The 24797-nt window shown below is 54.6% G+C and carries 21 protein-coding genes; 15 read left to right on the top strand and 6 right to left on the bottom strand.

The genetic code is table 11. The features are described from left to right. Positions 1-228: 228 nt before the first annotated feature. Together ampG and OOJ60_RS15670 are read right to left on the bottom strand one after the other, a co-directional pair. Positions 229-1704 (bottom strand): muropeptide MFS transporter AmpG, encoded by a 1476-nt coding sequence (ampG, locus tag OOJ60_RS15675; RefSeq protein WP_181821868.1) that lies wholly within the window; start codon positions 1702-1704, stop codon positions 229-231. A gap of 47 nt (positions 1705-1751) precedes the next feature. Further along, positions 1752-2330, bottom strand: coding sequence for a lipoprotein (locus OOJ60_RS15670; protein WP_042285918.1), 579 nt, complete (start codon positions 2328-2330; stop codon positions 1752-1754). Between the two features lie 305 nt (positions 2331-2635). Here OOJ60_RS15670 and bolA point away from each other — a divergent pair, with 305 nt between their 5' ends. The 9 genes from bolA to fadM all read left to right on the top strand — a co-directional run bounded on the left by bolA (position 2636) and on the right by fadM (position 13040). Then, on the top strand, positions 2636-2953 hold the full coding sequence (gene bolA, locus OOJ60_RS15665) for a transcriptional regulator BolA (RefSeq protein WP_042285914.1): 318 nt from the start codon (positions 2636-2638) through the stop codon (positions 2951-2953). Positions 2954-3293: 340 nt separating this feature from the next. After that, on the top strand, positions 3294-4592 hold the full coding sequence (gene tig / locus OOJ60_RS15660; protein ID WP_042285910.1) for a trigger factor: 1299 nt from the start codon (positions 3294-3296) through the stop codon (positions 4590-4592). Between the two features lie 245 nt (positions 4593-4837). Then, positions 4838-5461: an ATP-dependent Clp endopeptidase proteolytic subunit ClpP gene (clpP, locus tag OOJ60_RS15655; protein WP_003021624.1), complete on the top strand. Its 624-nt coding sequence runs from the start codon at positions 4838-4840 to the stop codon at positions 5459-5461. Positions 5462-5643: 182 nt separating this feature from the next. After that, positions 5644-6918 (top strand): ATP-dependent protease ATP-binding subunit ClpX, encoded by a 1275-nt coding sequence (clpX, locus tag OOJ60_RS15650; RefSeq protein WP_042285907.1) that lies wholly within the window; start codon positions 5644-5646, stop codon positions 6916-6918. Between the two features lie 183 nt (positions 6919-7101). Continuing rightward, complete coding sequence (gene lon, locus OOJ60_RS15645) at positions 7102-9456, top strand: endopeptidase La (RefSeq protein ID WP_205612857.1); 2355 nt, start codon at positions 7102-7104, stop codon at positions 9454-9456. 193 nt (positions 9457-9649) lie between these two features. Then, a complete protein-coding gene (gene hupB / locus OOJ60_RS15640) occupies positions 9650-9937 on the top strand; it encodes a nucleoid-associated protein HU-beta (protein ID WP_233459101.1) in 288 nt (95 codons plus the stop codon). Positions 9938-10138: 201 nt separating this feature from the next. Next, positions 10139-12013, top strand: a complete 1875-nt coding sequence (gene ppiD / locus OOJ60_RS15635) for a peptidylprolyl isomerase (protein WP_205612856.1) — start codon at positions 10139-10141, stop codon at positions 12011-12013. Positions 12014-12162: 149 nt separating this feature from the next. Further along, the gene (locus OOJ60_RS15630) at positions 12163-12537 is read left to right on the top strand and encodes a helix-hairpin-helix domain-containing protein (protein ID WP_042285900.1); all 375 of its coding nucleotides are present in this window, start codon (positions 12163-12165) and stop codon (positions 12535-12537) included. A gap of 104 nt (positions 12538-12641) precedes the next feature. Then, positions 12642-13040, top strand: a complete 399-nt coding sequence (gene fadM, locus OOJ60_RS15625) for a long-chain acyl-CoA thioesterase FadM (RefSeq protein WP_042285898.1) — start codon at positions 12642-12644, stop codon at positions 13038-13040. Positions 13041-13146: 106 nt separating this feature from the next. Here fadM and queC read toward each other — a convergent pair whose 3' ends face one another. Continuing rightward, on the bottom strand, positions 13147-13842 hold the full coding sequence (gene queC, locus OOJ60_RS15620) for a 7-cyano-7-deazaguanine synthase QueC (RefSeq protein WP_042285896.1): 696 nt from the start codon (positions 13840-13842) through the stop codon (positions 13147-13149). Between the two features lie 64 nt (positions 13843-13906). Further along, positions 13907-15607, bottom strand: coding sequence for an SgrR family transcriptional regulator (locus tag OOJ60_RS15615; RefSeq protein ID WP_205612855.1), 1701 nt, complete (start codon positions 15605-15607; stop codon positions 13907-13909). A gap of 100 nt (positions 15608-15707) precedes the next feature. On the opposite strand from OOJ60_RS15615, the gene cof reads away from it, so the two are divergent. Next, on the top strand, positions 15708-16526 hold the full coding sequence (gene cof / locus OOJ60_RS15610; RefSeq protein ID WP_205612854.1) for an HMP-PP phosphatase: 819 nt from the start codon (positions 15708-15710) through the stop codon (positions 16524-16526). A gap of 43 nt (positions 16527-16569) precedes the next feature. Here cof and OOJ60_RS15605 read toward each other — a convergent pair whose 3' ends face one another. After that, positions 16570-17625: a PLP-dependent cysteine synthase family protein gene (locus OOJ60_RS15605; RefSeq protein WP_084588982.1), complete on the bottom strand. Its 1056-nt coding sequence runs from the start codon at positions 17623-17625 to the stop codon at positions 16570-16572. Between the two features lie 112 nt (positions 17626-17737). On the opposite strand from OOJ60_RS15605, the gene decR reads away from it, so the two are divergent. The 5 genes from decR (at position 17738) to amtB (ending at position 23662) form a co-directional block, all read left to right on the top strand. Continuing rightward, complete coding sequence (gene decR / locus OOJ60_RS15600) at positions 17738-18196, top strand: DNA-binding transcriptional regulator DecR (protein ID WP_042285884.1); 459 nt, start codon at positions 17738-17740, stop codon at positions 18194-18196. 44 nt (positions 18197-18240) lie between these two features. After that, the gene (locus tag OOJ60_RS15595; RefSeq protein ID WP_042285882.1) at positions 18241-20013 is read left to right on the top strand and encodes a SmdA family multidrug ABC transporter permease/ATP-binding protein; all 1773 of its coding nucleotides are present in this window, start codon (positions 18241-18243) and stop codon (positions 20011-20013) included. After that, positions 20006-21784: a SmdB family multidrug efflux ABC transporter permease/ATP-binding protein gene (locus tag OOJ60_RS15590; protein ID WP_042285880.1), complete on the top strand. Its 1779-nt coding sequence runs from the start codon at positions 20006-20008 to the stop codon at positions 21782-21784. The genes OOJ60_RS15595 and OOJ60_RS15590 overlap by 8 nt, the downstream gene beginning before the upstream one ends. 221 nt (positions 21785-22005) lie before the next feature. Further along, positions 22006-22344: a P-II family nitrogen regulator gene (gene glnK / locus OOJ60_RS15585; protein WP_002891893.1), complete on the top strand. Its 339-nt coding sequence runs from the start codon at positions 22006-22008 to the stop codon at positions 22342-22344. 31 nt (positions 22345-22375) lie between these two features. Beyond that, positions 22376-23662, top strand: a complete 1287-nt coding sequence (gene amtB / locus OOJ60_RS15580) for an ammonium transporter AmtB (RefSeq protein ID WP_205612853.1) — start codon at positions 22376-22378, stop codon at positions 23660-23662. A gap of 70 nt (positions 23663-23732) precedes the next feature. On the opposite strand, the gene tesB is transcribed toward amtB, so the two are convergent. Beyond that, on the bottom strand, positions 23733-24593 hold the full coding sequence (gene tesB, locus OOJ60_RS15575; RefSeq protein WP_181821862.1) for an acyl-CoA thioesterase II: 861 nt from the start codon (positions 24591-24593) through the stop codon (positions 23733-23735). Between the last annotated feature and the right edge of the window lie 204 nt (positions 24594-24797).

Raw genomic sequence — 24797 nt, 5'->3', positions numbered from 1 at the left:
AAATAAAACAATTGGTTAACAATTAATTATCAAAAAAGAGACAAACAAAATACAAAAAATAAATGCGCTCTGGCTGAATCGAGTAAGGAAAATAAAATACATTAAAGGCGTCAATAATTTCCAGTTTCTATTGCGCACAAAACAACAAATATTATTTTTCTCAAGTGTTGATTATTTAACCGTTATAATCGCGCAGGGTGATTACAACGGCTAAATAATGTCTGCCACTTACACCAGACGGGTTTTGCGCAGCGCCAGATAATCCAGCACGCCGCCCACGACAACGCCAATGATTGCCACGATCACCGCCACTTCCAGTAGCCCGGCGAGGAAGGTGAAGTTGGACAAGTTCAGCGCATTCATCGTCAGCAGTAACAGCCAGACGCCCAACATCGCGCAGCCCGCCATCAGTATTTTCAGCGCCAGACGGTAAGCAGAACGGAATTCCGTACGCGGCAGGAAGCTTTCGCTCTCTCGCGTGTACTCCAGCGTTTGTTTGCATATCAGCAGCAGAAGCAGACCGGGTAGCGCAGCGACAACGGAGAAGAGATAAAAAGTCGACCAGCCGTGCGCTTCAACAAACCAACCTGCAACCGGGCCGACATACACGCGACCCACAGCAGAAAGCGCGGAAAGAAGCGCAAATTGGGTAGCGGAAAAGGACTTATTGCACAGCGTCATCAACAAGGCGACAAACGCGGATGTCCCCATCCCCCCGCACAGGTTTTCGAAGAATACTGCCGTTGCCATGCTGAACATGTGCTTATCAGTGACCGACAGCAGCCAGTATCCCGCGTTAGAAACCCCTTGCAGGATGCCGAAGATCAGCAACGCGCGGAACAGGGTCAGTCGCTGCATTAATATGCCGCCGTACAGCGCGCCGACGATGGTCGCCAGTAACCCCAGCGTTTTGTTCACCACGCCCACTTCACCGGCGTCAAATCCGACGCCGCGAATCAAAAAGGTCGTCGTCAGGCTCATGGCAAACGCGTCGCCGAGTTTATAAAGGATGATGAGCAGCAAAATCAGCCAGGCGTTGTTACGGCCAAAAAAGTCGCGCAGTGGGGCGGCGACGGCCTGTTCAAGGGTTTTGGGCACCGGAATGGCGTCGGTTGGCTCCGGCGCCAGCAGCGTTGAGATAATGCAGGGAATAAGCAGCGCCGCCATCAGCCAGTACATACCCTGCCAGCCAAGCCAGCGGTCGGCCATCCACAGCGCAAGTCCGCCCGAAACTAACATCCCCAACCGATACCCCAACACGCTGATCGCCGCACCCGCGCCGCGTTCTTCCGCGGCTAAGACGTCTGTTTTCCACGCGTCGAAAACAATGTCCTGCGAGGCGGAACAGAAGGCGATGACGACCGCGAGGGCCGCCATCCAGCGCAACTGGCTGCCAGGCTCAAGGAAACCCATCGCCGCGATGGAGATCAAAAGCAGGATCTGGGTGGTCAGCAGCCAACCGCGACGGCGGCCCAAAAAAGGCGGCGTGTAGCGGTCCATGACCGGCGACCAGAGAAATTTAAAGACGTAAGCCTGACCGACAAGCGAGAAAAAACCGATGGTTTTAAGATCGATATTCTCGACAGTCATCCACGCCTGAAGCGTGCCGGACGTCAGCGCGAGCGGTAAGCCGGAGGCGAACCCTAGCATCAGCAAAATCGCTGATTTTGGTTGCTGAAAAATACGTAAGTAGTGACTGGACATGGGCTCAGAAAACTGACCCGGCGTGAGGCCGGGTCAGGATGCAGATATTAACGTGCGTTTTGCTTGATGAAGTCGTGGACGCTGGTGTCCTGAGACATATCCGCGATGGTGTCGGTCAGCACGCTGTTAACCGCGTTAGCGATATTTTTGTTGGTCGCCGTGAAGGCGCCTTCAACGGAGTAGCTGGCACGATAGTTTTTCGTCATCTTGTTGCCGTTTGCCGCGGTGGCGATGATGGCGATATCGGCTTTGGTGGCGATGTTATAGCGGACGTTGCCCTGGGAGACGTCGGCATACAGCTGATTAACAATGATTTGCAGGTTAACCGCACCGTTCGGACCCACCATATATCCGCGCGCGGTCATCTGTTTTTCCAGCACTTCTTGTAACAGGAAGCGCAGATCGCGGGAGGCGGTCAGGGTGACGAGCTGGTTGTCGCGGGTGACTTTCGCCAGCGCCTGATCCGTACGCTGGTCGGCGCCGTTAATACTGACGGTCACACCCATCAGGCTTGGATCCTGCTGAGGCAGGGTCATTTTCGGGGACACGTCGATGGTGGTCGGCGGCGTCGCGCAGCCTGCCAGCATAAAGATAGCGACTAACGGAAAGAGGATTTTTTTTAACATGTTCGGACTCTCAGTAAATCTTCAGCAGAGAAAGTGAAAAATTCCCGCCATCATAACACCGCTAACGGCGAGGGGAAGTGGGTAACGCATGTAAATTCATCGCGTTGTCCGTTTTATGACTGCATGGAGAACAAACTTCGGCTTTTTGCAATCTCCGGAATGTATAAATCAGTAAACTTCACGAGTTTGACGCTGAAAATCAGACGAAGGCTAAATATTTGTTGTAATGGTGTAATGGAACCGGTAAAAGCGGCTAATATTTAAAGGGATGGGTGACATCTCAGCGTGGTTTGAGGAGATCTTTCATGATGATACGTGAGCAAATAGAAGAAAAATTAAGGGCAGCGTTCCAACCCGTGTTCCTCGAAGTTGTGGATGAGAGTTATCGTCACAATGTCCCGGCAGGTTCCGAAAGCCACTTTAAAGTGGTTCTGGTTAGCGATCGCTTCGCAGGCGAACGGTTTTTAAATCGTCATCGGATGATCTACGGCACATTAACGGCTGAACTGTCCACGACGGTCCACGCGCTGGCGCTGCACACCTACACCATTAAGGAATGGGAAGGCTTGCAGGATACGATTTTTGCGTCACCGCCATGCCGTGGAGCAGGAAGCATCGCCTGAAAACCTATTTGCAACCGCTGGCGCTTTTCCAGTATGTTGCTAATGATTGTGTGAAAACGGCCTGCGGGCCGTTTTATTTTGTCTGAATTTTGTTCTGGTTTGACGGTTTTCAGACCAAAATTAGCCGGGAATTGTGAAAAAAGCCGCAGCAACGCGCAATCACCGTTCTCGACTCATAAAAGTGATGCCGCTATAATGCCGCGTCTATTTGAATGTCTTCGGGATGATTCTGACGACAGGGAATGTGATTGATTATGAGAACATCCCGGTTCCGCGAAGCCAATAATCTGTGCTTGCGGAGTAGAGTTGACCGAGCACTGTGATTTTTTGAGGTAACAAGATGCAAGTTTCAGTTGAAACCACTCAAGGCCTTGGCCGCCGTGTAACGATTACTATCGCTGCTGACAGCATCGAGACCGCTGTGAAAAGCGAGCTGGTCAACGTAGCGAAGAAAGTACGTATTGACGGCTTCCGTAAAGGCAAAGTACCTATGAATGTTGTTGCTCAGCGTTATGGCGCGTCTGTTCGCCAGGATGTTCTGGGCGACCTGATGAGCCGCAACTTCGTTGATGCGATCATCAAAGAAAAAATCAATCCGGCTGGCGCGCCGAACTACGTTCCGGGCGAATACAAGCTGGGTGAAGACTTCACCTATTCTGTAGAATTTGAAGTCTATCCGGAAGTTGAACTGACGGGTCTGGACGCTATCGAAGTTGAAAAACCGGTGGTTGAAGTGACCGACGCTGACGTTGACGTCATGCTGGACACCCTGCGCAAGCAGCAGGCGACCTGGAAAGACAAAGACGGCGCTGCTGATGCAGAAGATCGCGTGACCATCGACTTCACCGGTTCTGTAGACGGCGAAGAATTCGAAGGCGGAAAAGCGTCTGACTTCGTCCTGGCAATGGGCCAGGGACGTATGATCCCGGGCTTTGAAGACGGTATCAAAGGTCACAAAGCCGGTGAAGAATTCACCATTGACGTCACCTTCCCGGAAGAATACCACGCTGAAAACCTGAAAGGTAAAGCCGCGAAGTTCGCGATCAACCTGAAGAAAGTGGAAGAGCGCGAGCTGCCGGAACTGACTGAAGAATTCATCAAGCGTTTCGGTGTTGAAGATGGTTCCGTTGCTGGTCTGCGTACCGAAGTGCGCAAGAACATGGAGCGCGAACTGAAAGGCGCTGTACGTAACCGTGTTAAATCTCAGGCCATCGAAGGTCTGGTGAAAGCGAACGACATTGACGTTCCTTCCGCTCTGATCGACAGCGAAATCGACGTACTGCGTCGCCAGGCTGCTCAGCGTTTCGGCGGCAACGAGAAACAAGCGCTGGAACTGCCGCGCGAACTGTTCGAAGAACAAGCTAAACGCCGCGTCGTTGTTGGCCTGCTGCTGGGCGAAGTGATTCGCACTAACGAGCTGAAAGCTGACGAAGAGCGCGTAAAAGGTCTGATCGAAGAGATGGCTTCTGCGTACGAAGATCCGAAAGAAGTGATCGAGTTCTACAGCAAAAACAAAGAGCTGATGGACAACATGCGTAACGTTGCGCTGGAAGAGCAGGCTGTTGAAGCCGTTCTGGCGAAAGCGAAAGTGACTGAAAAAGCCACAACGTTCAATGAGCTGATGAACCAGCAGGCGTAATTTCGCGCTATCGCGTGACATTCGCACAAGGACCCGTCACCCTCTGGTGGCGGGTCTTTTTTTTTGCCGGACCTTTTGCAGCGAGAGGGCGAAAAAGCGTTTTTCGGTGTTAGCGTTAAAGCAAAAGATTGTTATGCTTGAATTATAGCGATGCCGTACCCATAACAGAGGGACTAGCTGATAATCCGTCCATAAGGTTACAATCGGTACAGCAGGTTTTTTCAAATTTTATCCAGGAGACGGAAATGTCATACAGCGGCGAACGAGATAACTTTGCACCCCATATGGCGCTGGTGCCGATGGTCATTGAACAGACCTCACGCGGTGAGCGCTCATTTGATATCTATTCTCGTCTACTTAAGGAACGCGTCATTTTTCTGACCGGCCAGGTCGAAGACCATATGGCTAACCTGATTGTGGCGCAGATGCTGTTCCTGGAAGCGGAAAACCCGGAAAAAGATATCTACCTGTATATTAACTCCCCAGGCGGCGTGATTACCGCAGGGATGTCTATTTACGACACTATGCAGTTTATCAAGCCGGACGTCAGCACCATTTGTATGGGGCAGGCGGCATCTATGGGCGCGTTCCTGCTGACCGCAGGGGCGAAAGGTAAACGCTTCTGTCTGCCGAATTCTCGCGTCATGATCCACCAGCCGCTGGGCGGCTATCAGGGCCAGGCGACGGACATCGAAATTCATGCTCGTGAAATTTTAAAAGTGAAAGGGCGCATGAATGAACTTATGGCGCACCATACGGGTCAATCTCTTGAGCAGATTGAACGCGATACAGAGCGTGACCGCTTCCTCTCTGCTTCCGAAGCGGTAGAGTACGGCTTAGTCGACTCGATTTTGACCCATCGTAATTGATGCCCCGGGCGCAAGCGTGCCGCGACACTCATCATTCTACGGGCGTTTGCCTCATGTAGCGTGGATGATTTTGTGTATATACTAATGAAAGGCGGCACAACGCGACTAAGCGACTTGCGCCTGAGAATGGCATTTTGCGTCGTCGTGTGCGGCACAAAGAACAAAGAAAGAGGTTTTAACTCATGACAGATAAACGCAAAGATGGCTCGGGCAAACTGTTGTACTGCTCTTTTTGCGGCAAAAGCCAGCATGAAGTGCGTAAGCTTATAGCCGGTCCATCGGTGTATATCTGCGACGAATGCGTCGATTTATGTAACGACATCATTCGCGAAGAAATTAAAGAAGTGGCGCCGCACCGCGAACGCAGCGCATTGCCGACGCCGCATGAAATTCGCAACCATCTTGACGATTATGTTATCGGCCAGGAACAGGCGAAAAAAGTGCTGGCGGTTGCGGTCTACAACCACTACAAACGTCTGCGCAACGGCGACACCAGTAACGGCGTCGAGTTGGGTAAAAGTAACATTCTGCTGATCGGTCCCACCGGTTCCGGTAAAACGCTGCTGGCCGAAACGCTGGCGCGCCTGCTGGATGTTCCGTTCACCATGGCGGATGCCACCACCCTGACCGAAGCCGGTTATGTGGGTGAAGACGTTGAGAACATTATTCAGAAGCTGCTGCAGAAATGTGATTACGACGTGCAGAAAGCTCAACGGGGTATCGTCTATATCGATGAAATCGACAAGATTTCCCGTAAATCTGACAACCCGTCCATCACCCGTGACGTTTCCGGCGAAGGCGTGCAGCAGGCGCTGCTGAAGCTGATCGAAGGGACCGTCGCCGCGGTTCCGCCGCAGGGCGGACGCAAACATCCTCAGCAGGAGTTTCTGCAGGTTGATACCTCGAAAATCCTTTTTATCTGCGGCGGCGCGTTCGCGGGTCTGGATAAAGTGATCGCGAACCGTGTTGAAACCGGCTCAGGTATTGGTTTTGGCGCGACGGTGAAAGGCAAATCCGACAAAGCCAGCGAAGGTGAGCTGCTTTCTCAGGTCGAACCGGAAGATTTGATTAAGTTCGGGTTGATCCCGGAGTTCATCGGTCGTCTGCCGGTCGTGGCAACGCTGAGCGAACTGAGCGAAGAAGCGCTGATTCAGATCCTCAAAGAGCCGAAAAATGCCCTGACCAAACAGTATCAGGCGCTGTTTAACCTGGAAGGCGTGGATCTGGAATTCCGTGACGAAGCGCTGGATGCTATCGCCAGGAAAGCGATGGCGCGTAAAACAGGCGCCCGTGGTCTGCGTTCCATCGTTGAAGCCGCGCTGCTCGACACCATGTACGATCTGCCTTCTATGGAAGACGTCGAGAAAGTGGTGATTGACGAGTCGGTCATCGGCGGTCAAAGCAAGCCGTTACTGATCTACGGCAAGCCGGAAGCGCAGCAGGCATCTGGCGAATAATTAGCCAAAATATACAACTGGTTAATCAAAAAGGGGGGATTTTATCTCCCCTTTTATTTTTCCTGAATCCTGCCGTTGAATGTCTGGGAAACATCCCCATATACTGACATACATGTTAAAGGTGAGATGAAGCACAGCGTGTCACCTGATTACCTGGCGGACACTAAACTAAGAGAGAGCTCTATGAATCCTGAGCGTTCTGAACGCATTGAAATCCCCGTATTGCCGTTGCGCGATGTGGTGGTTTATCCGCACATGGTCATACCCTTGTTTGTAGGGCGGGAAAAATCTATCCGTTGTCTGGAAGCGGCTATGGACCATGATAAAAAAATCATGCTGGTCGCCCAGAAAGAAGCATCAACGGATGAGCCGGGTGTAAACGATCTTTTCACCGTCGGGACCGTGGCCTCTATTCTGCAAATGCTGAAACTGCCTGACGGCACGGTAAAAGTGCTGGTCGAGGGGTTACAGCGTGCACGTATTTCTGCGCTGTCTGATAACGGCGAACACTTCTCTGCGAAAGCGGAATACCTTGATGCCCCCGCCATCGACGAGCGTGAACAGGAAGTGCTGGTGCGCACGGCAATCAGCCAGTTCGAAGGCTATATCAAGCTGAACAAGAAAATCCCACCGGAAGTGCTGACGTCGCTCAATAGCATCGACGACCCGGCGCGTCTGGCGGATACCATCGCGGCGCATATGCCGTTGAAGCTGGCGGACAAACAGTCCGTGCTGGAAATGTCCGACGTGAACGAGCGTCTGGAATATCTGATGGCGATGATGGAGTCCGAAATCGATCTGCTGCAGGTTGAGAAGCGTATCCGCAACCGCGTTAAGAAGCAGATGGAGAAATCTCAGCGTGAGTACTATCTGAATGAGCAAATGAAAGCTATTCAGAAAGAACTTGGCGAAATGGATGATGCCCCGGACGAAAACGAAGCGCTGAAGCGCAAGATCGACGCGGCGAAAATGCCGAAAGAGGCGAAAGAGAAAGCGGAAGCGGAGCTGCAGAAGCTGAAAATGATGTCTCCGATGTCGGCAGAAGCGACCGTTGTGCGCGGCTATATCGACTGGATGGTGCAGGTTCCGTGGAATGCGCGGAGCAAAGTCAAAAAAGACCTGCGTCAGGCGCAGGAAATTCTTGATACCGATCATTACGGCCTTGAGCGCGTGAAAGACCGTATCCTTGAGTATCTCGCGGTGCAGAGCCGTGTGAACAAAATTAAAGGACCGATCCTGTGTCTGGTTGGGCCGCCGGGGGTAGGTAAAACCTCTCTGGGCCAGTCCATCGCGAAAGCGACCGGGCGTAAATACATCCGTATGGCGCTCGGCGGCGTGCGCGATGAAGCGGAAATTCGCGGTCACCGCCGGACTTACATCGGTTCTATGCCGGGTAAACTGATCCAGAAAATGGCCAAAGTGGGCGTTAAAAACCCGCTGTTCCTGCTTGACGAGATCGACAAGATGTCTTCGGATATGCGTGGCGATCCGGCGTCCGCCCTGCTTGAAGTGCTGGATCCCGAGCAGAACGTGGCGTTCAGCGATCACTACCTGGAAGTGGACTACGACCTCAGCGACGTCATGTTTGTCGCGACGTCTAACTCGATGAACATTCCGGCGCCGCTGCTGGATCGTATGGAAGTGATCCGTCTGTCTGGCTACACCGAAGACGAGAAACTGAATATCGCGAAGCAGCATTTGCTGCCGAAGCAGATCGAGCGTAACGCGCTGAAAAAAGGTGAACTGACGGTCGACGATAGCGCCATTATCGGCATTATTCGTTACTACACCCGTGAAGCGGGCGTACGTAGCCTGGAGCGTGAAATCTCTAAACTGTGCCGGAAAGCCGTGAAGCAACTGCTGCTGGACAAGTCCCTGAAGCATATCGTGATCAACGGCGATAACCTGCACGATTACCTGGGCGTTCAGCGCTTTGACTATGGCCGTGCGGACAACGAAAACCGTGTGGGCCAGGTCACGGGTCTGGCGTGGACGGAAGTGGGCGGCGATCTGCTGACCATTGAAACCGCCTGCGTGCCGGGCAAAGGCAAGCTCACCTATACCGGTTCGCTGGGCGAGGTGATGCAGGAGTCCATTCAGGCAGCGTTGACGGTGGTACGCGCGCGCGCGGAAAAACTGGGTATTAATCCGGACTTTTACGAAAAACGCGATATCCACGTTCACGTACCGGAAGGCGCGACGCCGAAAGACGGCCCGAGCGCCGGTATCGCAATGTGTACTGCGCTGGTCTCCTGTCTGACCGGTAACCCGGTACGCGCCGATGTCGCGATGACCGGTGAGATCACCCTGCGCGGCCAGGTGTTGCCTATCGGCGGGTTGAAAGAAAAACTGCTGGCGGCACACCGTGGCGGCATTAAAACGGTCTTAATTCCTGACGAGAACAAACGTGACCTGGAAGAGATTCCGGATAACGTGATTGCGGATCTGGACATTCATCCGGTGAAACGTATCGAGGAAGTTTTGACCCTTGCGCTGCAAAATGAGCCGTCTGGCATGCAGGTTGTAACCGCAAAATAGTGACCTCGCGCAAAGAGCACTAATAAAAACAGGGCTGGCAGGCCATTTCGGGCTTGCCAGCCTTTTTTTGTATAGCTAATTTAGATGACGGATTAGGCTTGCCATCATTAACGGGTGTTGTAAGGGCATGGCAGGCCTGATATAACTGCTGCGCGGTCGCACTTTGAAGGACTCAGGTGCGATATAAATTATAATGAGGAAGAGAAGAGTGAATAAATCTCAACTGATCGACAAAATTGCTGCAGGGGCTGATATCTCTAAGGCTGCGGCTGGACGTGCGTTAGATGCAATTATTGCATCTGTTACCGAATCTCTGAAAGAAGGGGATGACGTTGCGCTGGTAGGTTTTGGTACTTTTGCCGTTAAAGAGCGTGCTGCCCGTACTGGTCGCAACCCGCAAACCGGTAAAGAGATCACCATTGCTGCGGCGAAAGTTCCTGGCTTCCGTGCAGGTAAAGCACTGAAAGACGCTGTAAACTAAGCGTATTCCCTTCAGGGGAACAGGATCCAGTACAAGGGCGCATCATCTGATGTGCCTTTTTTATTATTGAACCGATTTTCTATACGTTGTGGGCTGACAATCGCCCCTGTTTCTTGTCACAATAGGCCTTTATGCGCAGCGTTCAGGAAACACTATGCTGCGTGCAGTGTATAGTCACCTACAGCGGAGTGTGGTTACACCATGATGGACAGCTTACGCACGGCTGCTAACAGTCTCGTGCTCAAGATTATTTTCGGAATCATTATCGTGTCGTTCATTCTGACCGGCGTGAGTGGTTACCTGATTGGCGGAGGCAACAACTACGCCGCTAAAGTGAATGGCCAGGAAATCAGCCGTGGGCAGTTTGAGAATGCGTTCAACAGCGAACGTAATCGCATGCAGCAACAGCTTGGCGATCGGTATTCAGAACTGGCCGCCAATGAAGGCTATATGAAAACCCTGCGCCAGCAGACGCTGAATCGCCTGATCGACGAAGCGCTGCTCGACCAGTACGCGCGCGAACTCAAACTTGGCATCAGCGACGAACAGGTTAAACAAGCGATTTTCACTACGCCCGCTTTCCAGGTTGACGGTAAATTTGATAACAATCGCTACAACGCGATTATTAATCAGATGGGCATGACCGCGGACCAGTATGCCCAGGCGCTGCGTAATCAACTGACCACCCAGCAGCTGATCAGCGGCGTTGCAGGTACCGACTTTATGCTCAAAGGCGAAACAGACGAACTGGCGGCGCTGGTGGCTCAGCAGCGCGTGGTGCGTGAAGCCACTATCAACGTCAATGCGCTGGCGGCGAAGCAGCAGGTGACCGAACAGGATGTCAGCAGCTATTACGAGCAGCACAAAAACAGCTTCATGACCCCGGAACAGTTCCGCGTCAGCTATATCAAGCTCGACGCTGCGGCGATGCAAAAACCGGTGAGCGATGAAGACATCCAGTCTTATTACGATCAGCATCAGGATGAATTCACTCAGCCGCAGCGCACCCGTTACAGCATCATCCAGACCAAAACGGAAGATGAAGCCAAAGCGGTGCTGGACGCGCTGAATAAAGGCGGTGATTTTGCAGCGCTGGCGAAAGAAAAATCGGCTGATATCATCTCTGCCCGTAACGGCGGCGACATGGGTTGGCTGGAAGAATCAACCACCCCTGACGAACTGAAAAATGCCGGTCTGAAAGAAAAAGGCCAGCTTTCCGGCGTAATCAAATCTTCCGTCGGTTTCCTGGTGGCGCGTCTTGACGACGTCCAGCCAGCGAAGGTCAAACCGTTGAGCGAAGCACGTGACGACATTGCCGCGAAAGTGAAACAGGAAAAAGCGATCGACGCCTTTTTCGCCTTGCAGCAGAAAGTTAGCGACGCGGCGAACAATGACACCGAATCGCTGGTGGGCGCTGAGCAAGTCGCCGGTGTGAAAGCGGTGGAAACGGGCTGGTTTAGCCGCGACAGTCTGCCTGAAGAACTCAATTTTAAACCGGTGTCAGACGCGATCTTTGACGGCTCGCTGGTAGGTGAAAACGGCACGCCGGGCAGAAACTCCGATATCATCACCGTTGATGGCGATCGTGCGTTTGTACTGCGCATTAGCGAGCATAAAGCGGAAGCGGTGAAACCTCTGGCTGAGGTAAAAGATCAGGTCACTGAAATAGTGAAACATGAAAAAGCCACGCAGCAGGCCAAACTGAGCGCGGAAAAACTGCTGGTTGATCTGAAAGCAGGAAAAGGCGCAGAAGCGATGAAAGCGGCGGGCCTGCGCTTTGGCGATTCGAAAACCCTGAGCCGTACTGGACAGGATCCGATTAGCCAGGCGGCGTTTGGCCTGAGCCTGCCAGCCAAAGATAAACCAAGCTATGGCATTGCTGACGACATGCAGGGTAACGTCGTGATCCTGGCGCTGGACGAAGTGAAAGCAGGCTCCATGCCGGAAGATCAGAAAAAGGCGATGGTTCAGGGTATCACCCAGAACAATGCGCAGATTGTGTTTGAAGCGCTGATGAGCAATCTGCGTAAAGAAGCGAAGATCAAAATCGGTGATGCGATGGAGCAACAGCCTTAATCATCGAGACGTCTCGCAAAAAATAGCTCAACAGTTGTAACACCAAAAGGCCGCTTTCGCGGCCTTTTCCATTTCTGAACTTTGCCGTTTGTTCGCTTTCTGCCGTCCCGCTATTGTGCTTTCACTGTTAACAAACAAGGAGAAACAGTATGAAACACGGATTCAAAGCGCTACTCATTACCCTTTCTTTAGCCTGCGCGGGCATGACGCACAGCGCGCTGGCCGCCGCGCCAGCAACAAAGGGCGCGGTGGCGGAAAACAAAGCGGAAGCCCATACCGCTGCGCAAAACAAAGCGGCGGCGCCAGTGAAAGCCAGCGACGAAGACGGTACCCGGGTCAGCATTAACACCGCAACGGCAGAGGAGCTGGCGCGCGCGATGAACGGCGTCGGGCTAAAGAAAGCACAGGCGATCGTCAGCTATCGCGAAGAGTACGGTCCTTTTAAAACGGTAGACGATCTCAAGCAGGTGCCGGGCATGGGTAGCGCGTTAGTTGAACGTAATCTGTCAGCGTTGACGCTTTAAGCACTTGCGTAGTGGCTAAAATTTGCCAGGATTACGGAGGTCATACCAGTTATGACCTCTTTACTTCTGTCATACCTATAACGATAAATTAAGGTTTCAGCGCTATGCAAACACAAATCAAAGTCCGTGGTTATCATCTCGATGTTTACCAACATGTGAATAACGCCCGCTATCTGGAATTCCTTGAAGAAGCCCGCTGGGACGGGCTGGAAAACAGCGACAGCTTTCAGTGGATGACGGCGCACAACATCGCCTTCGTGGTGGTAAATATCAATATTAATTATCGCCGTCCGGCGGTGCTGAGCGATCTGTTGACCGTCACCAGTCAGGTCCAACAGTTAAACGGTAAAAGCGGTATTCTGAGCCAGGTCATCACGCTTGAACCAGAAGGGCAGGTGGTGGCCGATGCGCTGATCACCTTCGTTTGCATCGATCTGAAAACACAGAAAGCGTTACCGCTGGAAGGGGAATTGCGGGATAAGCTGGAGCAAATGGTCCAGTAGAAAACCGCGAAGCGTGCCTGATGGCGCTTCGCGTATCCGGCCTGCGCATCAGACGGCGTAGGCCGGACACGACACGTCGTTTTGCCATCCGGCCATGCTACAGGCGCTATTGTAAACCGGTTTTGTGTTTCATCGCCGCCATTACCGCAGGCTTATTAGCCAGATAATGGTGCAGACCGTTGGCGCGAAGATGACAGGCCGCGCACTGGCCGCAACCGTCGCCTTTAATGCCGTTATAACAGGTCAGTGTTTCATGACGCACAAGATCCAGCTTGCCCCAGTAGTCTGCCAGCGCCCAGGTTTCAGCTTTATCAATCCACATTAACGGCGTCTCAAATCGAATGTCCTTCGCCATGCCAAGATTAACCGCGTGATTGAGTGCTTTCACAAATTCGTCGCGGCAGTCCGGGTAGCCGGAAAAATCGGTTTCACACACGCCAGTGATCACCGCTTCTGCTTTCACCTGGTAGGCGTAAATGGCCGTTAGCGTCAAAAACAGAATATTGCGTCCGGGAACAAAAGTATTGGGGATGCCGTTTGCTTCCGGTTCGTAATCCGGTACCGGGATATTGTCGCGCGTCAGGCTGCTGACGGCGAGTTCGCTGAGCAACGTCACATCCAGCACTTTGTGCGCACGGGCGCCCAGTTTCAGGGCCAGTTCACGGGCCACATCGATCTCAGCGCGATGGCGCTGACCATAGTCAAAGGTCACGCAATGCACTTCATCATACTGATGCAGCGCCTGCGCCAGACAGGTGGTGGAGTCTTGTCCTCCACTGAACACAACGACGGCACGTTTCATGGTATTTTCCGTAAATCTACAAAACCATTATGTTAACGCCTGAAATGCGCGCCGACCAGCGACTTCACGGCCCCGGCGGCGGCAGCCAGGCTTCCGTAAAGGCAAACCAGCCGCGCGGATTCAGGCGCACGCCGTTCACGCCTGGGGGAGCGCTGATGCGGTAATGATAGTTAAACAGCGGCGTCAGCGTCGCCTCATTCATCAGAGTGGTGAAAACCTGCCGGAGCGCGGCGTGCCGATGCGCTTCTTCGGGACGAATTTGCAGCGCATCCAGCGTCGCCTGTAGGTGCGAAAACCCAGGCGCGTCGAGCACATGTGGCCAGAGCGCGTCGCAGCGCAGCCATTGTTCGAGGGTATATTCTGGCGCTTCGCCAATCAGCCTGTCCCCCATCATCAGGTCCGCTTCGGCAAGCAGATGACAGCCCTCCCAGGTTTTCGCATTGTGGAAAATTAACGTCAGCTCGCAGCCCAGATCCGCCAGAGTCAGGCGCAAGCGTTCGGCCATGGTGTGCAGTTCCACTGGCAGATGGTAGACCAGAGTCAAGGTTTTTGGCAGCGCAACCTCCTCAAGCCCTTGCCAGCGTGGAATCGACCAGCCTGGCAGCAGCGCGCGGCTGGGCGTGATTAAATTCTCGCCGACATCGAGCGTCTCAAGCAGCGAAGAACGATGGATGAGTTCGACCAGCCAACGCGCCTGGTGCAGGGATAATCTTGCGCTCTTTTTCAACGTTAAGTAGCAAAAGCCCAGGCTGATTCCGGTACTGACCGGGCTTACCGTGGCGAGTTCCTCTGGTTTTCCAATGGTGATCTGCACCGGGTGACGGCAACTGGTGCCCAGATCCTGCGCGAACAATTGTGGTGTGATCCAGTATTCAATGGCTTTAAGCAGAGGATGCGTAAGATGGTAATGGTCGTGGCTTTCCAGACGCACCAGTTCCGGAGTAAAAAGCGTCAGGCGAAACGGCCCGGTGCCGACGAGTGGCTGTTCCGGATGCGCCAGATGGCTACAGTAGCTTGCCAGACGGTGCGCCAGCCAGAAGTCCGGGCGGTGAAGGGTAAACGTCAGGCATTGCGGATGGGTCACATCTATCGACTTGACGCTGATAAACAGCCTGTGCAGCGCCGGAAGCGCCAGCAGCATCAACAACCGCTGGTGTAACTGCGTGGTTGCCACCGGGTCGCCGTTGTGCCAGTACAGCGTGGATCGGATATAAAAATCCCAGCGTAAGCCGTCGCGGGAAATCTCCCAGTGGTGCGCTAGATCGCCGCAGGGTTGCTGCGTCTCACTGTCGAAGCGGGTCAGACCCGAGAAAATCTGGCTTGCCAGATGCTGTTCGGCGCGGCCAGGCAGGAAACCAGGGTGCAACGGATCCAGCGGGCGATAATAGGGAATTCGCAACGTTGGCATCGCATTCTGCCACTGACCCCCCATAAAAGGCTGGAGCATGGCGCGCAAATCGCCCGGCGCCAGTTGCGCCAGCTCCAGTACGCTAAGCTGTTGCCCTTTTTCCAGCGCCTGCTCCATCATCGTGGTGCGCAGCGATTCCGGCGTCACCAAAAAACGCAGCAATCCGCGCTTACCCCGCCCGGACTGCGACGTCCAGACAAGCCACCCCGCCGCCTGCGCCTGACGTAGCAGGGTGCGGATGTGACGCTCGCTGCAAAAGCAGCGCTCCGCCAGTTCGCCCACGGTTACGCTTTGCGGTTCGCCGCCAGAAGGTTGCCACAGCCGCTGGTATTGATTAAGACGATTAAGAAGTCGCATAAAAACCCGGAACAATTCAGATTATCTATTCACTATTACTTCCGTATATATCAGGTGATACTCATCCACAAGTTAACCCCGTCACAGAGTGGAGAAAGAGATGGCTCGTCTGGCTGCATTTGATATGGATGGCACCTTGCTGATGCCAAACCACCTGCTGGGTGAGGAAACGATTTCCACGTTGTCCCGTCTGCGTGAACGTGACATCACGCTGGCTTTTGCGACCGGGCGTCACGTGCTGGAAATGCGCCATATTCTCGGCGCCGTTTCGCTGGAGGCGTTTTTAATTACCGGCAACGGTACGCGCATTCATTCGCTGGAAGGGGAGGTGCTGCATCGACAGGATCTGGATCCGGCGGTCGCGCAAATTGTCCTGCAGCATAAGTGGGACACCCGGGCAAGTATGCATGTTTTTAACGACAATGGCTGGTTTACCGGCGAGGACATTCCGGCGATCCTGCAGGCCCACGTCTACAGCGGCTTTCGCTACCAGATCGTCGATATCAAACGTCTCCCGGCGGATCAAGTCACCAAGGTTTGCTTCTGCGGCGATCATGACGATCTGTCGCGACTGAAAACGCAGTTGCATGAAACGTTAGGCCCACGGGCGCATCTGTGCTTCTCTGCCGTTGATTGCCTGGAAGTATTGCCGGTGAACTGTAATAAAGGTTCCGCATTGACAGTGTTGAGTCAGCACCTTGGACTGACGATGGCGGAATGCATGGCGTTCGGCGACGCGATGAACGACCGTGAAATGCTCGGTAGCGTTGGTCATGGCCTGATTATGGGCAATGCGATGCCGCAGTTGATTGCCGAGCTGCCGCATCTGCCGGTTATTGGCCACTGCCGTAATCAGGCGGTATCACACTTTTTGACACATTGGCTGGACAATCCGCATCTACCTTATTCCCCCGAATGAGAGATCCTTTCCGGCAACGGGCAGCATCACGTTGCCCGTTTTTTTATTTAAGGCGTAGCAACTGAGCAAGGGCATCCTGCCACGGCGTCAAATCGCCCATGTTCGCCTTTACCCACTCGGGGTGGTAGTAGGTGTCCAGATACCGCTCCCCGCTGTCGCATAACAGCGTCACCAGTGAACCGGTTTCACCCGCGTCGCGCATTCTGGCGGCAAGGTGCAGCATTCCCCACATATTGGTTCCCGTGGAAGCCCCAACCTTACGACCGAGCTGGGTTTCCAGCCAGTGCGCGGTTGCCACGCTGGCGGCATCGGGCACGCGCAGCATTTCGTCCACCACGTCCGGAATAAAAGAAGGCTCCACGCGCGGACGGCCTATGCCTTCGATTTTACTGCCCGTCGGGCTGCGAAGCGTGGCGTCACGGTTTTGCCAGTAGGGGAGGAATACCGAGTTTTCCGGGTCAACCACCATCAGACGGGTCGCATAGCCCTGACAGCGAATATAGCGTCCAATAGTGGCGGAGGTGCCGCCTGTGCCCGCACTCATAACGATGTGCGCGGGAACCGGGTTCGGCTCGCACTGCATCTGGCGGAAAATACTGTCGGCGATGTTATTGTTGCCGCGCCAGTCGGTGGCGCGTTCAGCGTAGGTGAACTGATCCATGTAATGACCGTTCAGCTCGCGCGCCAGTTGCTCCGAGGCGGCGTAAATTTCACACGCGCTTTCGACGAAATGACAGCGACCGCCGTAAAATTCAATCTGCTCAATCTTACGCTTTGCCGTACAGGATGGCATGACGGCGATAAACGGCAACCCCAGCAGGCGAGCGAAATAGGCTTCAGAAACCGCGGTCGATCCCGAAGAGGATTCTATAATAGTAGTGCCTTCTTTGATCCAGCCGTTGCACAGCCCGTAGAGAAACAGCGAGCGCGCCAGCCGGTGTTTCAGGCTGCCGGTCGGGTGCGTGCTTTCATCTTTAAGATACAGCTGGATACCCGGAAAGGCAGGCAGCGGCAAGCGAATAAGGTGAGTATCGGCGGAGCGATGGTAATCCGCGTTGATTTCATTGATGGCATTTTTAACCCATGCACTATTCATCATTAATATCCATTTGTCATTTTGTGCCAAGCGTAGCGAAAAGCACGGAAAAAATTGTTGCTATTTGACCTTTAAAATAGAATGAATGGAGAAAATTGTTCTCTGAGACGTCGATATGTTAGATAAAATTGACCGCAAGCTACTGGCGCTGTTGCAGCAAGACTGCACCCTCTCTTTGCAGGCGCTGGCGGATGCCGTTAATCTGACCACCACGCCCTGCTGGAAGCGCCTCAAACGGTTGGAAGACGACGGTATTTTGCTGGGCAAAGTCGCGTTGCTGGACCCGGAAAAACTGGGGCTGGGATTAACCGCCTTCGTGCTGATCAAAACCCAGCACCACAGCAGTGAATGGTACTGCCGTTTCGTAACGGTGGTCAGCGAGATGCCCGAAGTGCTTGGCTTCTGGCGCATGGCCGGGGAGTACGACTACCTGATGCGGGTACAGGTGGCCGACATGAAACGCTACGATGATTTCTATAAGCGCCTGGTGAACAGCGTGCCGGGCCTCTCCGATGTGACATCCAGTTTCGCGATGGAACAGATTAAATACACTACCGCTTTACCCATTGAATAACCCTCCCGGACGATGAGCCGGAAAATCAGGTCAGGACATAACGCGTGCGATTATTTGCTCAATTAAGCTGGTATTTTCGCCGGGAGTGGCGTCGCTACCTCGGCGCTGTTGCCTTGCTTATTATCATCGCCATTCTTCAGCTCATTCCGCCAAAGGTGGTGGGCATTGTCGTGGATGGCGTCACCGCGCAGCACTTTACGACGCAGCGGGTGCTGATGTGGATTGGCACCATCGCCCTGATTGCCGTAGTGGTGTATCTGCTGCGCTACGTCTGGCGCGTGCTGCTGTTTGGCGCGTCTTACCAGCTTGCGGTGGAACTGCGGGAAGATTACTACCGTCAGCTGAGCCGTCAGCATCCTGAATTTTATCTGCGCCACCGTACCGGCGATCTGATGGCGCGCGCCACCAACGATGTGGATCGCGTAGTGTTCGCCGCAGGCGAAGGCGTCCTGACGCTGGTGGATTCGCTGGTGATGGGCTGTGCGGTGCTGATCGTGATGTCCACGCAGATCAGCTGGCAACTGACCCTGTTAGCGCTGTTGCCCATGCCGGTTATGGCGTTGATGATTAAGCGCTACGGCGATAAGTTGCACGATCGCTTTCGCCTGGCGCAGGCTGCTTTCTCCAGCCTGAATGACCGTACCCAGGAGAGCCTCACCAGCATCCGCATGATCAAAGCCTTTGGTCTGGAGGATCGCCAGTCGGCGCTGTTTGCGGCCGATGCGGACGACACCGGTAAGAAAAACATGCGCGTGGCGCGCATTGACGCGCGCTTTGATCCCACGATTTACATCGCCATCGGGATGGCGAACCTGCTGGCGATTGGCGGCGGCAGCTGGATGGTTGTCCAGGGCGCTCTGACGCTGGGACAATTAACCAGCTTTATGATGTATCTCGGGCTGATGATATGGCCAATGCTGGCTCTGGCGTGGATGTTCAACATCGTCGAGCGCGGCAGCGCGGCATACAGCCGCATTCGCGCGATGCTGGCCGAAGCGCCGGTAGTTAACGACGGTACGGAACCGGTGCCGGAAGGGCGGGGAGAACTGGCGGTCGCGATACGTGAGTTCAGCTATCCCCACACCTCGCATCCGGCGCTGGAAAACGTGGCTTTTCGCCTTCAACCGGGGCAGATGCTTGGCATTTGCGGGCCCACCGGCGCGGGCAAAAGTACGGTGCTGTCGTTGATTCAGCGTCATTTCGACATTACCCAGGGGGACGTGCGTTTTCACGACATTCCGTTGCCGCGTTTGCAACTGGACAGCTGGCGCAGCCGCCTGGCGGTGGTTAGCCAGACGCCTTTTCTGTTTTCCGATACCGTGGCCAATAACATTGCGCTGGGCTGCCCGAACGCCACGCAGCAGGACATTGAGCATGTGGCGCGGCTTGCCAGCGTTCATGAGGATATTTTGCGTCTGCCGCAGGGCTATGACACCGAGGTGGGCGAGCGCGGCGTCATGCTGTCTGGCGGGCAAAAACAGCGCATCTCCATTGCGCGAGCGCTGCTGCTGAATGCCGAAATTCTGATCCTTGATGACGCGCTGTCGGCAGTGGATGGCCGCACCGAGCATCAGATCCTGCATAACCTGCGCCAGTGGGGAGAAGGGCGCACGGTGATTATCAGCGCGCACCGACTGTCGGCGCTGACCGAAGCGAGCGAAATCATCGTTATGCAGCATGGTCATATCGTGCAGCGTGGCGACCATGAGACGCTGGTTCAGCAGGCGGGCTGGTATCGCGACATGTACCGTTACCAGCAACTGGAAGCCGCGCTGGACGATGCGCCGCAAAACGATGAGGAGACGGCGAATGCGTAGTTTCGGGCAGTTATGGCCGACCCTCAAGCGCCTGCTGGCTTACGGATCTCCGTGGCGTAAACCGCTGGGTATCGCGGTCGTGATGCTGTGGATTGCGGCGGCGGCGGAAGTCAGCGGCCCGTTGTTGATCAGTTATTTTATCGACAATATGGTGGCGAAAAACACGCTGCCGCTCGGCATTGTCGCCGGGCTGATAGCCGCTTATCTCGGCTTGCAAATCCTGGCCGCCAGTTTGCATTACGCGCAGTCGCTGCTGTTTAACCGCGCCGCAGTCGGGGTGGTTCAGCAACTGCGTACCGACGTGATGGACGCCGCGCTGCGACAGCCGCTAAGCGAGTTTGACACCCAACCCGTCGGCCAACTGATTTCACGCGTCACCAATGACACCGAAGTCATTCGCGATCTGTACGTCACGGTGGTGGCGACCGTGCTGCGCAGCGCGGCGCTGATTGGCGCGATGCTGGTGGCGATGTTCAGTCTTGACTGGCGTATGGCGCTGGTGGCGATCCTGATTTTCCCGGCCGTGTTGGTGGTGATGGTGATCTACCAGCGCTACAGCACGCCGATAGTGCGCCGGGTACGCGCTTATCTCGCCGATATTAACGACGGTTTTAACGAAGTCATCAACGGCATGAGTGTCATTCAGCAATTCCGCCAGCAGGCGCGTTTTGGTGAAAGAATGGGGGAGGCCAGCCGATCGCATTATATGGCGCGGATGCAGACACTGCGTCTGGACGGCTTTTTATTGCGTCCTCTGTTGAGCCTGTTTTCAGCGTTGATTCTCTGTGGGCTGCTGATGCTGTTCAGCTTTACCTCTGTCGGCACTATTGAAGTCGGCGTACTGTACGCCTTCATCAGTTATCTGGGGCGCCTGAACGAACCGCTAATTGAACTCACTACGCAGCAGTCGATGCTGCAACAGGCGGTAGTGGCGGGTGAACGCGTGTTTGAACTGATGGACGGCCCGCGTCAGCGTTACGGTCAGGACGCTCGTCCGCTGGCATCCGGGCAGATCGAAATCGACGATGTTTCGTTTGCTTATCGCGATGATAATCTGGTGCTGCAAAACATCAGCCTCTCAGTGCCGTCGCGCAGTTTTGTGGCGCTGGTGGGGCACACCGGCAGCGGCAAGAGCACGCTTGCCAGCCTGCTGATGGGCTATTATCCCCTTCGCCACGGCGAAATTCGTCTTGATGGCCGTCCGCTGAGTACGCTCAGTCACGGTGCGTTACGCCAGGGCGTGGCGATGGTGCAACAGGATCCGGTGGTGATGGCGGATACGTTCCTTGCCAACGTTACCCTGGGACGGGATATTTCTGAGGAGCAGGTCTGGCAGGCGCTCGAAACCGTGCAGCTCGCGGAGCTGGCGCGCGGCATGAGCGAAGGTATCCATACCCGTCTTGGCGAGCAGGGAAATAACCTCTCCGTCGGGCAAAAACAGCTGCTTGCGTTGGCGCGGGTTCTGGTCGCGACGCCGCAAATCTTAATTCTCGATGAAGCGACCGCCAGCATTGACTCGGGCACTGAGCAGGCAATTCAGCGGGCGCTGGCGGCGGTGCGCGAACATACCACGCTGGTGGTGATCGCTCATCGACTGTCAACTATCGTGGAAGCGGATACCATTCTGGTGCTGCATCGCGGACAAGCGGTGGAGCGCGGGACCCATCATCAACTGCTCGCCGCGCAGGGACGCTACTGGCAGATGTATCAGCTCCAGCTCGCCGGAGAGGAACTGGCGGCCAGCGTGCGGGAAGAGTCGCAACCCGCCTGATGCACCGACGCCGTTAGCCCCGACGGCGGTGGTGCAAAAATGTAACGCATCATGCACTGCCATGGTGCGTTTTTCTTTTCTCGCTTCGCCTCGCCCTTTCTCACGTCAATTCTTTCGCCAGCCGCAGGCCGCTCTTCGGGGAATTTTCATTTCTGGCATAACCCTTGCAATCACGTATACGTGTAGCAGCGCCATTACCGAATTCTGACTGGAGGGGATCTATGAAGCTGGTTACCGTGGTAATCAAACCGTTCAAACTGGAAGACGTTCGCGAAGCGCTCTCTTCTATAGGTATTCAGGGACTGACCGTCACCGAAGTGAAAGGCTTTGGGCGGCAGAAAGGTCATGCTGAGCTTTATCGCGGGGCGGAATACAGCGTCAATTTCCTGCCCAAAGTGAAAATTGATGTGGCGATTGCCGACGACCAGCTTGATGAAGTGATTGATGTCATCAGTAAAGCGGCATACACCGGAAAAATTGGCGACGGCAAAATTTTCGTCGCTGAGCTGCAGCGTGTGATTCGTATTCGTACCGGCGAAGCCGACGAAGCGGCGCTGTAACGCCTGGCACACAGTAACGGGAAACGACAAAATGAAGATAGCAACGATGAAAACGGGCCTTGCTTCACTGGCGATGCTGCCTGGGCTGGCAGCGGCTGCTCCGGCAGTTGCCGAAAAAGCGGACAACGGTTTTATGATGATTTGCACCGCGCTGGTGCTGTTTATGACCATTCCCGGCATTGCCCTGTTCTATGGCGGTCTGATCCGCGGTAAGAACGTGTTGTCGATGCTGACGCAGGTGACGGTCACCTTCGCGTTGGTGTGTATTATATGGGTGGTATTTGGCTATTCACTGGCGTTTGGCGAAGGGAACAACTTCTTCGGTAATGTTAACTGGGTGATGCTCAAGAACATTGAGCTGACCGCCGTGATGGGCAGTATCTACCAGTATATTCACGTTGCTTTTCAGGGCTCGTTTGCCTGTATCACCGTCGGGTTGATCGTCGGGGCGCTGGCGGAACGTATCCGTTTCTCTGCCGTGCTGATCTTTGTGGTGGTCTGGTTGACGCTCTCCTATATTCCGATCGCCCATATGGTGTGGGGCGGCGGCCTGCTGGCGTCACATGGCGCGCTGGACTTCGCCGGCGGTACCGTGGTGCATATTAACGCGGCGATTGCCGGGCTGGTGGGCGCATACCTGATTGGCAAACGCGTCGGTTTTGGCAAAGAGGCGTTTAAACCGCACAACCTGCCGATGGTGTTTACCGGCACGGCGATCCTTTATATCGGCTGGTTTGGTTTTAACGCCGGCTCTGCCGGGGCGGCGAATGAAATTGCGGCATTGGCCTTCGTCAATACCGTTGTCGCAACGGCGGCGGCAATCCTCGGCTGGATTTTCGGGGAGTGGGCGCTGCGCGGTAAACCGTCTCTGCTGGGCGCCTGTTCCGGTGCGATTGCCGGTCTGGTTGGCGTAACGCCTGCCTGCGGCTATATCGGCGTAGGCGGTGCGTTAATCATCGGCGTGGTCGCCGGGCTAGCCGGGCTGTGGGGCGTAACCATGCTGAAGCGTCTGCTGCGAGTTGACGACCCGTGCGATGTGTTTGGCGTTCACGGCGTCTGCGGGATCGTCGGCTGTATTCTGACGGGCGTATTCGCCTCCAGCGCGCTGGGCGGGGTGGGGTTCGCCGAGGGCGTAACGATGGGGCATCAGGTGCTGGTACAACTGGAAAGTATTGCCATCACCCTCGTCTGGTCCGGCGTGGTGGCGTTCATCGGTTACAAGCTGGCGGATATGACCGTAGGGCTGCGCGTGCCGGAAGAGCAAGAGCGCGAAGGGCTGGATGTCAACAGCCATGGCGAGAACGCGTATAACGCGTAACGTCAGGGCCCGGCAGCGTATTGCTGACCGGGCCTGCGTGCGTTATCAACCGCATACGGCGACTGCCGGTTTAGTTGTGATTGCGCATCACCCCTTCCTGCACAGTTGAGGCGACCAATATGCCGTCCTGAGTATAAAACTCGCCGCGTACAAAGCCCCGGGCGCTGGACGCCGAGGTGCTTTCCACGCTGTACAACAGCCACTGATTCAAATCAAAGGGACGGTGGAACCACATGGAGTGATCGATGGTGGCGATCTGAATCCCTTTTTCCAGAAAACCAATACCGTGCGGCTGTAGCGCAACCGGCAGAAAATTAAGATCCGACGCGTAGCCCAGCAGATACTGATGCACGCGGATATCATCCGGCAGCGTGCCGTTAGCGCGGATCCACACCTGACGGGTGGGTTCGGCCACATGGCCTTTCAACGGATTGTGGAACTCAACCGGTCGCACCTCCAGTGGGCGGTCGCAGAGAAATTTATCCTTCAGTACCGGTGGCAGCAGATGCGCCAGCGACTGGGCGATTTCGGTTTCTGATTTCAGGCCGTCTGGCGCGGGGGCGTGCGGCATGGTTTTTTGATGTTCAAAACCGTTTTCTGGCGCCTGAAACGACGCGGTCATGTAAAAAATAGGCTTGCCGTTCTGGACAGCGGCAACGCGGCGGGCGCTGAAACTGTTGCCGTCGCGCAGCACTTCCACATCATAAATAATCGGTTTCTGGCTGTCGCCGGGGCGTAAAAAATAGCTGTGGAAAGAGTGAACCAGGCGTTCTTCCGGTACGGTCTCTTTAGCGGCATACAGCGCCTGACCGACAACCTGCCCGCCAAAGACCTGGCGCAGTCCTAAGTCTTCACTCTGGCCCCGAAAGAGTCCTTCCTCAATTTTTTCCAGATTCAATAATGTCAGCAAATTACTCAGTGCCTGACTCATACATGCTCTCCAGGTAACAACGGCGCCGAAGCGAGATAGGCAGAGTATAACGCAATTTATTAAGTGGTCCGATGGGTGCAATAGTCTGAATAAAAGGCTTAATCCAGGCAAAAATCAGTGATATGTGCCACACTTATTGACGTTATGTATTTGTTAACCACTCTTCCGGCGGGGGGAAAGGCCTGCTGGTGCATTGATGATAAG

It is taken from the genome of Citrobacter sp. R4, from assembly GCF_026719175.1.
In the GTDB taxonomy this organism is placed as follows: domain Bacteria; phylum Pseudomonadota; class Gammaproteobacteria; order Enterobacterales; family Enterobacteriaceae; genus Citrobacter_A; species Citrobacter_A sedlakii.
This window is presented reverse-complemented; position numbering and strand designations above follow the sequence as displayed.

Bases quoted from the DNA above. Each gene is read 5' to 3' on its own strand.
- clpP (WP_003021624.1), top strand. From the start codon at position 4,838: ATGTCATACAGCGGCGAACGAGATAACTTTGCACCCCATATGGCGCTG.
- clpX (WP_042285907.1), top strand. From the start codon at position 5,644: ATGACAGATAAACGCAAAGATGGCTCGGGCAAACTGTTGTACTGCTCT.
- queC (WP_042285896.1), bottom strand. From the start codon at position 13,842: ATGAAACGTGCCGTCGTTGTGTTCAGTGGAGGACAAGACTCCACCACC.
- OOJ60_RS15605 (WP_084588982.1), bottom strand. From the start codon at position 17,625: ATGATGAATAGTGCATGGGTTAAAAATGCCATCAATGAAATCAACGCG.
- OOJ60_RS15590 (WP_042285880.1), top strand. From the start codon at position 20,006: ATGCGTAGTTTCGGGCAGTTATGGCCGACCCTCAAGCGCCTGCTGGCT.
- OOJ60_RS15670 (WP_042285918.1), bottom strand. From the start codon at position 2,330: ATGTTAAAAAAAATCCTCTTTCCGTTAGTCGCTATCTTTATGCTGGCA.
- ampG (WP_181821868.1), bottom strand. From the start codon at position 1,704: ATGTCCAGTCACTACTTACGTATTTTTCAGCAACCAAAATCAGCGATT.
- OOJ60_RS15615 (WP_205612855.1), bottom strand. From the start codon at position 15,607: ATGCGACTTCTTAATCGTCTTAATCAATACCAGCGGCTGTGGCAACCT.
- hupB (WP_233459101.1), top strand. From the start codon at position 9,650: ATGAGGAAGAGAAGAGTGAATAAATCTCAACTGATCGACAAAATTGCT.
- lon (WP_205612857.1), top strand. From the start codon at position 7,102: ATGAATCCTGAGCGTTCTGAACGCATTGAAATCCCCGTATTGCCGTTG.
- tig (WP_042285910.1), top strand. From the start codon at position 3,294: ATGCAAGTTTCAGTTGAAACCACTCAAGGCCTTGGCCGCCGTGTAACG.
- tesB (WP_181821862.1), bottom strand. From the start codon at position 24,593: ATGAGTCAGGCACTGAGTAATTTGCTGACATTATTGAATCTGGAAAAA.
- ppiD (WP_205612856.1), top strand. From the start codon at position 10,139: ATGATGGACAGCTTACGCACGGCTGCTAACAGTCTCGTGCTCAAGATT.
- amtB (WP_205612853.1), top strand. From the start codon at position 22,376: ATGAAGATAGCAACGATGAAAACGGGCCTTGCTTCACTGGCGATGCTG.
- OOJ60_RS15630 (WP_042285900.1), top strand. From the start codon at position 12,163: ATGAAACACGGATTCAAAGCGCTACTCATTACCCTTTCTTTAGCCTGC.
- decR (WP_042285884.1), top strand. From the start codon at position 17,738: ATGTTAGATAAAATTGACCGCAAGCTACTGGCGCTGTTGCAGCAAGAC.
- glnK (WP_002891893.1), top strand. From the start codon at position 22,006: ATGAAGCTGGTTACCGTGGTAATCAAACCGTTCAAACTGGAAGACGTT.
- bolA (WP_042285914.1), top strand. From the start codon at position 2,636: ATGATGATACGTGAGCAAATAGAAGAAAAATTAAGGGCAGCGTTCCAA.
- cof (WP_205612854.1), top strand. From the start codon at position 15,708: ATGGCTCGTCTGGCTGCATTTGATATGGATGGCACCTTGCTGATGCCA.
- fadM (WP_042285898.1), top strand. From the start codon at position 12,642: ATGCAAACACAAATCAAAGTCCGTGGTTATCATCTCGATGTTTACCAA.